This is a genomic window from Micromonospora sp. WMMD1155 (assembly GCF_029581275.1).
Classification (GTDB): Bacteria; Actinomycetota; Actinomycetes; order Mycobacteriales; family Micromonosporaceae; genus Micromonospora.
In genome coordinates, this window is record NZ_CP120742.1 from 1,000,662 (window position 1) to 1,011,787 (window position 11,126).

Genomic DNA, 11,126 nt, shown 5'->3' on the forward strand with positions numbered 1-11,126 from the left:
CGCGACCATATGCCACGCCCCCGACGTTCGACGTACCGTTGGGGGGTGAGTCTTGACGACAACGATCTGCCCCGCACCGAGGAAGAGTGGCGGGTCCGGCTGACCCCCGAGGAGTTCCACGTCCTGCGGGAGGCCGGCACGGAGCGCCCGTGGACGGGCGAGTACGTGGACACGAAGACCCAGGGGGTCTACCACTGTCGCGCCTGCGGTCTGGAGCTGTTCTCCAGCGACACCAAGTTCGACTCGCACTGCGGCTGGCCGAGCTTCGACGACGCCATCCCGGGCCGGGTCAAGGAGATCGAGGACCGCAGTCTCGGCATGGCGCGTACGGAGATCCGGTGCGCCCGCTGCGACAGTCACCTCGGGCACGTCTTCCACGGTGAGGGTTTCACCCCGAAGGACACCCGGCACTGCGTCAACTCCATCTCGGTCCGCCTCGAACCCCGCTGAGCAAGGAACAAGCAGCAAGGGCAGGCGGCAAGGGCGCAAGCAAGAAGGCCCGAGAAAACCGAAGGGCCGCTCAGGGCGTACCCCGGAGTAGTTCGACCTCGGCGGTCCGGGACTGCTCGATGCGCCGGGCCAGGTCGCGGACCCGCTCGTTGCGGCCGACGCCGACCTGGGCCCGGGCCAGGTCGGCGGCCGACCGCTGGTGGTCCGCGAGCACCTCGCGCAGCACCCGGTCGACGTCCGGGGCGGGCGCGGTGCGCAGCCGGTCGAGCGCCGCGTCGTCGCCGTGCCCGTGATGGTGTGCGGTCGCGCTGGCGCCCGGCCCGGTGGTGGGCAACCAGCTCCGCATCGCGGCCAGCTCGTCGGCCTCGGTGGCCTCGATGGCGGCGGCCAGGGTGCGCAGCGCGTCGTCGCGCACCCGGTCCCGGGACAACCGCACGATCTGCAGGGTGCGTTCGCTGTGCCCGACCATCGTGCCGAGGAACACCAGGTCGATGCCGCTCAGCTCACCCACGGAGGCCGAACCCACGGAGACCGTGGAGCCGGCCGGGGGCGCGGGGGCCGGTTGCGGCCCGCCCGGGTCGGGCGACCCGGCGCAGGCGCTGGTGAGCAGCACTGCCGCGAGCACTGACACCAGAGGGGTACGGGGCATGCCGGTGCTCCGTTCAGGCGAGGGGGCGGCGACGGGTGCGACCCGAGGGGGCCGCACCCGCGCGGTCAGACCTGTTGCCAGAGCGCCGGTACGTTCGGCGGCTCCCAGCCGGGGATCGCGGTGTGCGCCTGCCGGCAGCGGTAGGTGGCTCCGCCGTAGGTGACCTGGTCGCCGACCTGGTACGCGCGGCCGCTCGCCCAGGTGCCGCCCTGGGTGGGCGGAGTGGTCGGCGTGGGGGTCGGGGTGGGTCGCGGGGTGGGCGTCGGGGTGGGCGTCGGGGTGGGGTTCGAGCCTCCACCGCCGATCTGCACGTCGACGCAGGAGTAGAAGGCGTTCGCCGTGTCGGAGATGTTCCACACCGCGAGGATCTTCTGCCGGCCGGTGAAGCCACCGAGGTTGACGGTGTGCGAGACGGTGGCGCCCGGCTGCTGACCGTTGCCGTTGACCACGCCGACGCGGGTGTCGCCGATCCAGTACTCCCAGTTGGCGGTGGCGTGCCGGGCGGTGTTGACCCAGGTGAAGGTCAGTGAGCTGCCGACCGAGGTGGCCGGCCAGCCGCGGCTGTCGTCGTTGAGGACGGCGAAGTGGGAGATTCCGGCGTTGCAGCTGCGCAGGCCCTTGGGCCCTTCGACGCTCTGCGGCTCGTACTTGATCTGCCCGCAGTCGGGGACCCGGCCCTGCGCGCAGAGCGCCTGGCGGCTCGGCGGGGCGGAGACGTAGCCGTGCGCCTGCGCGGGGGCGGCGACGGTGAGGGTGGCGGCGACGGCACCTGCCGCCACCAGCGGGATGGTGATTCTTCGACGCATCGGGGCAGCTCCTTCTCCGGGGTCCGGCGGGGTGCCCTCAAGGTAATTTAAACATTGTTAACAGTAAAGACTCTGATCGATAAATACATTGATGCTGACGGTTTTCTTCGTCAGAGTCGCAGCAGGCTGCCCCGGTCGTCGACCTCGTCGGCCGACTCGTCGTCCAACCACACTCCGCCGCTGCCGAGGTACCGGAACCGGTGCTCGCCCGGCGGCAGCCGCACCGTCACCGTCCGGGTGCCGTCACGGCGGGCCACCAACTCGTGCCGACCCGGCTGCCAGTCGTTGAAGGAGCCGACGACACTGACCGGCCCGGGCGGAACATCACGGGGCAGGCAGAAGGTGACCCGGGTCTGGGTGCCGAAGAGCCGGTTGCGCTTGATCACTGTCATCCTCCCGGGGTCGCGGGCCGTTCACCCGGCACAACGGACAACACGCCGAGGCCGACACGCCGCCCACCGGCCCGAACATCGGCAATCCGCCGCACAGCCCACCGGATCGAGAGCAGTCTGTGGGTACATGTCCTGATATGGGAGGTTCTCGTGGCAACCTGCGAGGTCTGCGGCAACGACTACTGGATGGCGTTCGAGGTGCGCACGGTCAGCGGCGACGTGCACACCTTCGACTCGTTCGAGTGCGCGATCCACCGGCTGGCACCGATCTGCGAGCACTGCCAAATCAAGATCGTCGGGCACGGCGTCGAGGTCAACGGCCGCTTCTTCTGCTGCGGCCACTGCGCCCGCGCAGTCGAGGGCGAGGTCGGCGCCGAGATCCGCGACGCCGTCGGCGCCCGCCCGGCCTGAGCACGATCCTGCGGTACGGTCGTCCCCATGCGGCCACTGCTGGGCGTCCTTCCCCCGCCGCGCTCCTGAACGGAGCGCCGCGCCCCTCGCCGACCGGGTGACCGACCCGCTCGGCCATCTCGCCGTACGCGCTCCGTCGACGTCGTCCCCGTCAACGGCTCACCCTTCGGAGCGCATCCGTGTCCCTCTCCCGTACCGCGCGCCCGGCCGCCCCGGCGCCGGCCGTCCACCAGGCCCGCACCGGCCTGATCCAGATCACCGTCACCGGCGTGCTGTGGGGCACGACCGGCGTGGCGGTGCAACTCCTGCACGACAGCACCGGGCTCAGCCCGGTGAGCATCGGCTTCCACCGCCTCGCGATCGCCGCGCTCGTCCTGCTGGTGTGCGCCGCCGGTCACCTCCGCGCCATCCTGGCCGCCCTGCGCGCGACCCCCGTACCGCTACTGCTCACCGGTGTCGGCCTCGGCGTCTACCAGGCGCTCTACTTCGCCGCCGTGGCGTGGGCCGGGGTCAGCGTGGCCACCGTCGTCAGCCTGGGGCTGGCGCCGGTGCTCGCCGTGGCCTGGGAGTCGGCCCGCGCCCGACAGGTCCCCGGCCCGCTGCGGCTCGGCACGCTGGTCGCGGCCGTCACCGGCCTCGTTCTGATCACCACCGCGACGGCGGATCCCGGCGCGGCGACGCCCGCCCCCCTGCTCGGCGTGCTCGCGGCGGCCGGCTCCGGCCTCGGGTACGCGGTGACCACCCTGATCAGCCGTCAGGTGTCACAGCACACCGCGCCGATGACACTGACCACCATCTCCACCGTGATCGGCGCGCTCACCCTGGCGCCGTTCGCCCTGGTCTCCGGGATCGGCGTGCCGGTACGCCCCGACACCGTGGCACTGCTGCTGCACCTCGGCGTGATCACCACGGCGGTGGCGTACGCATTGTTCTACGCCGGGCTGCGCACCACCCCGGGGAGCGTGGCCGCCGTACTGACCCTGCTCGAACCGCTCACCGCCGCGGCGCTGGCGGTGGCGCTGCTGCACGAGCCGCTGCCGCTTCCGGTGATCGTCGGCGGGGTGCTGCTGCTCAGCGCGGTGGCCGTCAGCTACCTGGCACCTCGGCCGGGCACCCGGTGATGCGGCCTACCATCGTCGGGTGCCCTCGCAGACCACCGAGATCCAGACCGCCTCCTTCGCCGACCTGGACGCCCGCACCTTCCACGACCTGCTCAAGCTGCGCATCGACGTGTTCGTGGTGGAGCAGAACTGCCCGTACCCGGAACTCGACGGCCGCGACGTCGAGGACGGCACCCGGCATCTGTGGCTGACCGACCGCGGCGCGCCGCTGGCGTACCTGCGGATCCTGGCCGACCCCGACGGCACCGCGCGGATCGGTCGGGTGGTGGTGGCGCCGGAGGCGCGCGGCGGTGGGCACGCCGGCCGGTTGATGACCGCGGCGCTGGAGGTGGTGGGCGACCGGCCCAGCGTGCTGGACGCCCAGTCGCACCTGGTCGGCTTCTACCAGCGCTTCGGCTTCACGGTCAGCGGCCCGGAGTACGTCGAGGACGGCATCCCGCACACGCCGATGCGGCGCACCGGGCGGCCCCGCGCCGACGACGCCAACCATTGACGCCTGACGATCGACCTGGCATGGTGCCGGGTAGAGCCATCGCAGGAGCCAGCGAGTGGGGACGGGAGTGGGCAACTCCCGTCGGTCCGGTTGTCGTCGTCCGACCTCATCCCCCGGGGGCTCCATGTCCACCCTCACCCGATCACGACGTGCGCTCTGGTTGTTCGCCGTCGTGGCGACCGCCGCGCTCCTGGTGACGACCGCGCTCACCACCACCCTGACCCGTCCCGCCTCGGCGCACGGGTCGGTCGTCGACCCGGCGTCGCGTAACTACGGCTGCTGGCAGCGCTGGGGCAGCGACTTCCAGAACCCCCGGATGGCCACCGAGGACCCGATGTGCTGGCAGGCCTGGCAGTCCGACCCGTCCGCCATGTGGAACTGGAACGGGCTGTACCGCGAGGGCGTCGCGGGCAACCACCAGGCGGCCGTGCCCGACGGTCAACTCTGCAGCGGCGGACGCACCCAGAGCCCCCGCTACAACGCGATGGACACCATCGGCGCCTGGAAGACCACGTCGGTGGCGAGCAGCTTCCGGCTGCGCTTCCTCGACCAGGCCCGCCACGGCGCCGACTACATCCGGGTGTACGTGACCAAGCAGGGCTTCGACGCGGCCACCCAGCCGCTGCGCTGGAGCGACCTGGAGTTGGCCGGTCAGATCGGCAACACCCCGGCCTCGCAGTGGAACCAGGACAGCGGTGGCGTCTCGATCCAGATTCCGGTCAGCGCGCCGGGGCGCAGCGGACGGCACATCGTCTACACCGTCTGGCAGGCCAGCCACCTGGACCAGTCGTACTACCTGTGCAGCGACGTCGACTTCGGCGGAACCAGCACCCCGCCTCCGACCACGCCGCCACCGACCACCCCGCCGCCCACCACTCCCCCACCCACCACCCCGCCCCCGACGACGCCGCCGCCGGCCGGGGCGTGCACGGCTACCTACCAGGTCACCGGTCAGTGGCCCGGCGGCTTCCAGGCCGAGGTGAAGGTGACCGCGGGCGGGTCAGCGACCCGGGGCTGGTCGGTGAGCTGGAACTACGGCAACGGCCAACAGGTCACGTCGTCCTGGAACGCCACGGTCAGCACCAGCGGAACGTTGGTCACCGCGCGTAACACCAATAACAACGGCAGTCTCGCCGCCGGAGCGAGCACGACCTTCGGGTTCCTCGGCTCGTGGAACGGCAGCAACCCGGTTCCGCTGGTCACCTGCACGACGACCAGTTGATCCCCGTCCGGCGCCGCACCCGGGCGGGGGTGCGGCGCCGGACGGCGGGGCTCAGACGAGACGGTCGGCTCAGACCAGGCAGTTGACGATCTCCGCCACCGAGCGGCGGCGGCCCGTGTAGAAGGGCACCTCCTCGCGGACGTGCCGGCGGGCGCCGGACGCGCGCAGGTCCCGCATCAGGTCCACGATCCGGTGCAGCTCGTCGGCCTCGAAGGCGAGCATCCACTCGTAGTCGCCGAGCGCGAACGAGGCCACCGTGTTGGCCCGTACGTCCGGGTAGCCCCGGGCCATCTTCCCGTGCTCGGCGAGCATCTCGCGCCGCTCGGCGTCGGGCAGCAGGTACCACTCGTACGAGCGGACGAACGGGTACACGCAGATGTAGGGACGGGCCTCCTCGCCGGCCAGGAACGCCGGGATGTGGCTCTTGTTGAACTCCGCCGGTCGGTGCAGCGCCATCTGCGACCAGACCGGGGTCATCGCCCGACCCAGTGTGGTGCGGCGGAACCGCAGGTACGCGTCCTGCAACGCGTCGCTGGACGCGGAGTGCCACCAGATCATCACGTCGGCGTCGGCGCGCAGACCGGAGACGTCGTACACGCCCCGGACCACGACGTCCTTGCCGGCCAGCTCGTCGAAGAGGGCGACGACCTCACCGGTGACGTTGTCCCGCAGCGACGGCAGCGGGGAGCCGGCCCGGAACACCGACCACATGGTGTAGCGGATGCTGTCGTTCAGCTCCCGCAACCGGGCCGCGTTGGTCTGCTCGGTCATCTCGCCGATCCTCCCAGTGCTGTGATGATCTCCTCGGCCGCCGTCTCGCCGGAGCGGACGCAGACCGGGATGCCGACGCCGTCGTAGCCGGCGCCCGCGAGGGCCACTGTGGGGTACGCGGCCCGCAACGCCGCGCGTGCGGCGGCGACCCGGTCGGCGTGCCCCGGGGCGTACTGGGGCAGCGCCCCGCCCCACCGTTGCACGTGCCCGTCGACCGGGGCGGGCAGCGGGGTGCCGAGCACTGCCGACAACTCCCGGTGCACGGTGGCCGCGAGGTCCTCGTCGGGGCGCTGGAGATGCGCCTCCTCGCCGTAGCGGCCCACCGAGGCGCGCAGCAACGCCACTCCGTCCGACCGGCGCAGGTGCCCCCACTTGGTGGTGAAGAACGTGGCCGCCTTGGTCAGCAGGCCCTCGGTGCTGGGCACCAGGAAGCCGGACAGCTCGGGCAGCCGGGGCTGCGGCACCGCCAGGGTGACGAGCGCGACGCTCGCGTAGTCCAACTCGCCGACACCCACCGCGGCCTGCGGGGCCGGGCCGGAGAGCAGCCGGGCCGCCGGGCGTGCGGGCACCGCCAGCACCACGGCGTCCACGTCCACGAACTCCGGGTCGCGGGTCGGACCGACGGTGAGCCGCCAGCCGGAGCCGGAGCCGGTCGGGGTCAGCTCGCGCACGGCCGCGTCGCGGCGGATCGTCGCGCCGCCGGCCGTCACCGCGGCCTCGACGAGGGTGCTCAGCCCACCGACCAGGGTGCCGAAGACGGGCGCGCCGGGAGCGCGCGGCGCGGCGGCCTGCGCGGCCCGGACCGCGCCGACGAGGGTGTGCTCCACCCGGGCCGTGCGGGCCAGCGCCGGCATCGTGGTGACCAGGGACAGGTCGTCGGCACGGCCCGCGTACACGCCGCCGAGCATCGGGTCGACCAGCCGCTCGACCACCTCGTCACCGAAGCGGGACCGGACCAGGGCACCCACCGACACATCCGCGTCCGGCCCGACCAGCGGCCGACCACCGTCGGTGTCGGCGTCCGCGAGCGGGCGGGCGACAGTGGTCACCCGGTCCAGATCCCCGGGTACGCCCACCAGCGTGCCGCCCGGGATGGGGCGCAGCCCTCCGTCGACGACGAGCGCGGCCTGCCCCACCGTGGGGTGCACGATCCTCTCGGCCAGCCCGAGCCGACGGATCAGGGCCACCGCCGCGCTCTCGGCGCCCGTCGGGTCACGCATCAGGAACGATTCGGCGCCGAACTCCACCGGCTGACCGGCCAACTCACCCGTACGCAGCTTGCCGCCCAGCGCGCCGGACTGCTCGTACACCGTGATCTCGGTGCCCGTCGGCGCCCCGTCGCGCAGGCGGACCGCGGCGGCCAGCCCGGCGATCCCGCCGCCGACCACCGCCACCCGCCAGGGCCGCCGCATCACCGATCAGCCCTGGTCGGCCCGGCGGCTGGACAGCTCGTGCACCAGCGCGACCACCCGGGTCAGCACCTCCGGGTCGGTCTCCGGCAGCACCCCGTGGCCGAGGTTGAACACGTGCCCGGGGGCCGCCTTGCCCTGCTCCAGGATCCGGCGTACCTCGGCCTCCACCACCGGCCAGGGCGCGAGCAGCACCGTCGGGTCCAGGTTGCCCTGCACCGCCTTGTCCGGACCGATCCGACCGGTGGCCACGTCCAGCGGGGTACGCCAGTCGACACCGACCACGTCCGCGCCGGCCTCGCCCATCGCGCCGAGCAGCTCGGCGGTGCCCACCCCGAAGTGGATGCGCGGCACCCCGGCGGAAGCGAGCCCGCTCAGCACGGCGGTCGAGTGCGGCAGCACGAAACGGCGGTAGTCGGCCTCGGAGAGCGCACCGGCCCACGAGTCGAACAGCTGCACGGCGGACACGCCCGCGTCGATCTGCACCCGCAGGAAGGCCAGCGTCACCTCGGCCAACCGACCGCAGAGCGCGTGCCACAGCTCGGGGTCGCCGTACATCAGGGCCTTGGTCTTCGCGTGGGTCCGCGACGGCCCACCCTCGACCAGGTAGCTGGCCAGGGTGAACGGCGCGCCGGCGAAACCGATCAGCGGGGTGTCGCCCAGCTCGGCCACCAACTGCCGGACGGCCTCGTCGACGTACGACACGTCGTCGCGGGTGATCTGGCGGATCCGCTGCACGTCGGCGGCGGCGCGGACCGGCTCGGCGACGACCGGGCCGGTGCCCGGCACGATGTCCAGGTCGATCCCGGCCGCGGCCACCGGCACCACGATGTCGCTGAACAGGATGGCCGCGTCCACGCCGTGTCGACGCACCGGCTGGAGGGTGATCTCGGTGACCAGGTCCGGACGGCGGCACGACTCCAGCATCGGCACGGTCGCCCGGATCTCCCGGTACTCCGGCAGGGAGCGACCGGCCTGGCGCATGAACCAGACCGGGGTGTGCGGGCCGGGCCGGCGTCGGCAGGCCCGGATGAAGGGCGAGTCGGCAGGTCCGCCGGGGCGGGATTCTCCGTCTCGGGCGACAGTGCCCGTGGTGTCCGTGGTCATCGCCGCAATCGTGCCACGCCCACCACCCCTGACCGGGTGGGGGTGAGAGGAAGGGCACCGTTCCTTACGCCCGGTGCCCTTCACGAGCGTCGGCGCGCCGTCGAAGCGGGCGACGGACGGCGGCATAGGCTGCCGACATGGCCCCCCCGATCGCGCTCCCGGAGACGTTCGCCCGCGCGGTCGCCGGGCTGCGATCGGCGACACCCCGGCCGGAGATCACGTTGGAGGAGGTCGGGGCGCCCCAACGACTCGCCCCGTACGCGTTCGCGCTCGCCGCCACCGTGCTGCGCGACGGCGACGAGGTGGCGACCGGGCGACTGATCCTGCTGCACGACCCGGCCGGGCACGAGGCGTGGCAGGGCACCCTGCGGTTGGTCACCTATGTGACCGCCGAATTGGAGGTCGACCTGGCCGCCGACCCGCTGCTGCCCGGGGTCGGCTGGACGTGGCTGACCGACGCGCTGGACGCCCAGGACGCACGTCACCGGGCGATCGGCGGCACGGTGACGCAGACCATGTCGACCCGGTTCGGCGACCTCGCGGGCCCACCGACGGTCGGCGACATCGAGATTCGCGCCTCCTGGACGCCTGTCGACGACAACCTCACCGCACACCTGCTCGGCTGGTGTGTGCTCCTGGCCGACACGGCCGGCCTCCCCCCACCCGGTGTGACGGCGCTACCCAACCGCCGCCCCGCCGGCGCCGCCTGAGGGGTTGATCATGATGTTGTGGTGGGTGGATTGCTCCTCGACGCGGCATTTGTGAGGCACCACGACTCCATGATCGACTGCGTCGGGGCGACTGCGCTCGGACATCCTCTGGACACGTGATCGACACACGCCGGACCGGCTGCACCCGCTCGATCTCCACGCGCACTAGGGTTGACAGGTGACCGACGAACCACCCCTGCGCCGTCGGCCCGCCGAAGACCTTCCGGGAAACGCACCCGAGCACCCGCCGTCGGCCCAGCCGCAGCTGGCAGGCGAGGGGGCCACCCCGGCCGACGGTGGGCCCGTTCCGCTGATCGCCCCGCGTGACGGCACCCCCGAACCGGTGGCCGCCCCGGCCGAGTTGGCCGAGGTGGTGGCCCGCTTCGCGGCGGGCACCGGCCCGGTCGCCCTGGACGCCGAACGGGCCTCCGGTTACCGCTACAGCCAACGCGCGTACCTGGTGCAACTGCGTCGCGCCGGAGCGGGCACGGCGCTGATCGACCCGCTGCCGCTGCCGGACCTCAGCACGCTGGACGCGGCGATCGGCGACGCCGAGTGGGTGCTCCACGCGGCCAGTCAGGATCTGCCCTGCCTGGCCGAGGTGGGGCTGCGGCCACGCCGGCTGTTCGACACCGAGTTGGCCGCCCGGCTGGCTGGTTTCGAGCGGGTCGGGCTGGCCGCGCTGACCGAGCAGTTGCTCGGCTACACCCTGGAGAAGCACCATTCGGCCGCCGACTGGTCGAGTCGACCGCTGCCCGAGTCGTGGTTGACGTACGCCGCTCTCGACGTGGAGCTGCTCACCGACCTGCGCGACGCGCTCGACGCCGAGCTGACCCGGCAGGGCAAGTCGGAGTGGGCCGCCGAGGAGTTCGCCGCGCTGGTCCGCACCGGGGCGCGCCCGCCGCGGGTCCGCGCCGAGCCGTGGCGCCGCACGTCCGGCATCCACCGGCTGCGCGGCGCGCGTGCCCAGGCCCGCGTCCGCTCGATGTGGTACGCCCGGGACCAGATCGCGGCCCGGCGGGACGCCGCGCCCGGTCGGGTGTTGCCCGACTCGGCGATCATCGCCGCGGCCGAGCTGGACCCCAAGGACGAGAAGACCCTGTTGACCCTGCCCGGTTTCGGCGGTCGGTCGGTGCGTCGACTGGCCCGCACCTGGCTCGCCGCCCTCGACGACGCCCGGCAGCTCGCGGAGGATTCGCTGCCGGTCACGCCGACGGTGGAGGGCCCGCCCCCGCCGCACCGGTGGGCCGAGCGGGACCCGGTGGCCGCCGGTCGACTGGCTCGCTGCCGGGAGGTGGTCATCCGCATCGCCGGTGAGCACAACCTGCCGCCGGAAAACCTGATCACGCCGGATTCGATCCGCCGGTTGGCGTGGACCCCGCCCGAGGTGGTGACCGAGGAGTCGGTCGCGCAGACCCTACGCGGCCTCAACGCCCGGGAGTGGCAGATCGGTCTCCTCATCCAGGACCTGACCAAGGCCCTGACCCCCACCCTCTGACCCATCCCACCCCCGCCCCACTCCCCTCTCGTTGATCATGAAGTTGTTGTCGGGACATGCCGACCCGGTGGCGACAACTTCATGATC

The 11,126-nt window shown here is 72.7% G+C and carries 13 protein-coding genes; 7 read left to right on the forward strand and 6 right to left on the reverse strand.

What is annotated here, in order from left to right:
- The first annotated feature begins 45 nt into the window (after nt 1–45).
- Nucleotides 46–450: a peptide-methionine (R)-S-oxide reductase MsrB gene (gene msrB / locus O7617_RS04280; protein WP_282261645.1), complete on the forward strand. Its 405-nt coding sequence runs from the start codon at nt 46–48 to the stop codon at nt 448–450.
- 70 nt (nt 451–520) lie between these two features.
- Here the strand turns inward: msrB and O7617_RS04285 are convergent, their stop codons facing one another.
- From O7617_RS04285 to O7617_RS04295, 3 genes are all read right to left on the reverse strand, one after another.
- A complete protein-coding gene (locus O7617_RS04285) occupies nt 521–1,099 on the reverse strand; it encodes a DUF305 domain-containing protein (protein ID WP_282261646.1) in 579 nt (192 codons plus the stop codon).
- A 65-nt stretch (nt 1,100–1,164) separates the two neighbouring features.
- Nucleotides 1,165–1,905 (reverse strand): lytic polysaccharide monooxygenase, encoded by a 741-nt coding sequence (locus O7617_RS04290; RefSeq protein ID WP_282261647.1) that lies wholly within the window; start codon nt 1,903–1,905, stop codon nt 1,165–1,167.
- Nucleotides 1,906–2,015: 110 nt separating this feature from the next.
- Nucleotides 2,016–2,291, reverse strand: coding sequence for an isoamylase early set domain-containing protein (locus O7617_RS04295; RefSeq protein ID WP_278151217.1), 276 nt, complete (start codon nt 2,289–2,291; stop codon nt 2,016–2,018).
- A 156-nt stretch (nt 2,292–2,447) separates the two neighbouring features.
- On the opposite strand from O7617_RS04295, the gene O7617_RS04300 reads away from it, so the two are divergent.
- From O7617_RS04300 to O7617_RS04315, 4 genes are all read left to right on the forward strand, one after another.
- Complete coding sequence (locus O7617_RS04300; protein WP_145784868.1) at nt 2,448–2,708, forward strand: Prokaryotic metallothionein; 261 nt, start codon at nt 2,448–2,450, stop codon at nt 2,706–2,708.
- A gap of 179 nt (nt 2,709–2,887) precedes the next feature.
- Complete coding sequence (locus O7617_RS04305; RefSeq protein ID WP_282261649.1) at nt 2,888–3,829, forward strand: EamA family transporter; 942 nt, start codon at nt 2,888–2,890, stop codon at nt 3,827–3,829.
- A gap of 19 nt (nt 3,830–3,848) precedes the next feature.
- A complete protein-coding gene (locus O7617_RS04310) occupies nt 3,849–4,322 on the forward strand; it encodes a GNAT family N-acetyltransferase (RefSeq protein WP_282261650.1) in 474 nt (157 codons plus the stop codon).
- A gap of 124 nt (nt 4,323–4,446) precedes the next feature.
- Nucleotides 4,447–5,544 carry a lytic polysaccharide monooxygenase gene (locus O7617_RS04315; RefSeq protein WP_282261651.1) on the forward strand — a complete coding sequence of 366 codons (1,098 nt, stop codon included), beginning with the start codon at nt 4,447–4,449 and terminating at the stop codon, nt 5,542–5,544.
- 69 nt (nt 5,545–5,613) lie between these two features.
- On the opposite strand, the gene hemQ is transcribed toward O7617_RS04315, so the two are convergent.
- The 3 genes from hemQ to hemE are packed head-to-tail and all read right to left on the reverse strand — an operon-like array spanning nt 5,614 to nt 8,831.
- The gene (hemQ, locus tag O7617_RS04320) at nt 5,614–6,315 is read right to left on the reverse strand and encodes a hydrogen peroxide-dependent heme synthase (protein WP_282261653.1); all 702 of its coding nucleotides are present in this window, start codon (nt 6,313–6,315) and stop codon (nt 5,614–5,616) included.
- Nucleotides 6,312–7,727 carry a protoporphyrinogen oxidase gene (gene hemG, locus O7617_RS04325; RefSeq protein WP_282261654.1) on the reverse strand — a complete coding sequence of 472 codons (1,416 nt, stop codon included), beginning with the start codon at nt 7,725–7,727 and terminating at the stop codon, nt 6,312–6,314. The genes hemQ and hemG overlap by 4 nt, the downstream gene beginning before the upstream one ends.
- Before the next feature lie 6 nt (nt 7,728–7,733).
- Nucleotides 7,734–8,831, reverse strand: coding sequence for a uroporphyrinogen decarboxylase (gene hemE, locus O7617_RS04330; protein ID WP_282261656.1), 1,098 nt, complete (start codon nt 8,829–8,831; stop codon nt 7,734–7,736).
- 137 nt (nt 8,832–8,968) lie between these two features.
- Here hemE and O7617_RS04335 point away from each other — a divergent pair, with 137 nt between their 5' ends.
- Nucleotides 8,969–9,541 carry a DUF3000 domain-containing protein gene (locus tag O7617_RS04335; RefSeq protein ID WP_282261658.1) on the forward strand — a complete coding sequence of 191 codons (573 nt, stop codon included), beginning with the start codon at nt 8,969–8,971 and terminating at the stop codon, nt 9,539–9,541.
- Between the two features lie 178 nt (nt 9,542–9,719).
- Complete coding sequence (locus O7617_RS04340; RefSeq protein ID WP_282261659.1) at nt 9,720–11,039, forward strand: ribonuclease D; 1,320 nt, start codon at nt 9,720–9,722, stop codon at nt 11,037–11,039.
- The last annotated feature ends 87 nt before the right edge of the window (nt 11,040–11,126 follow it).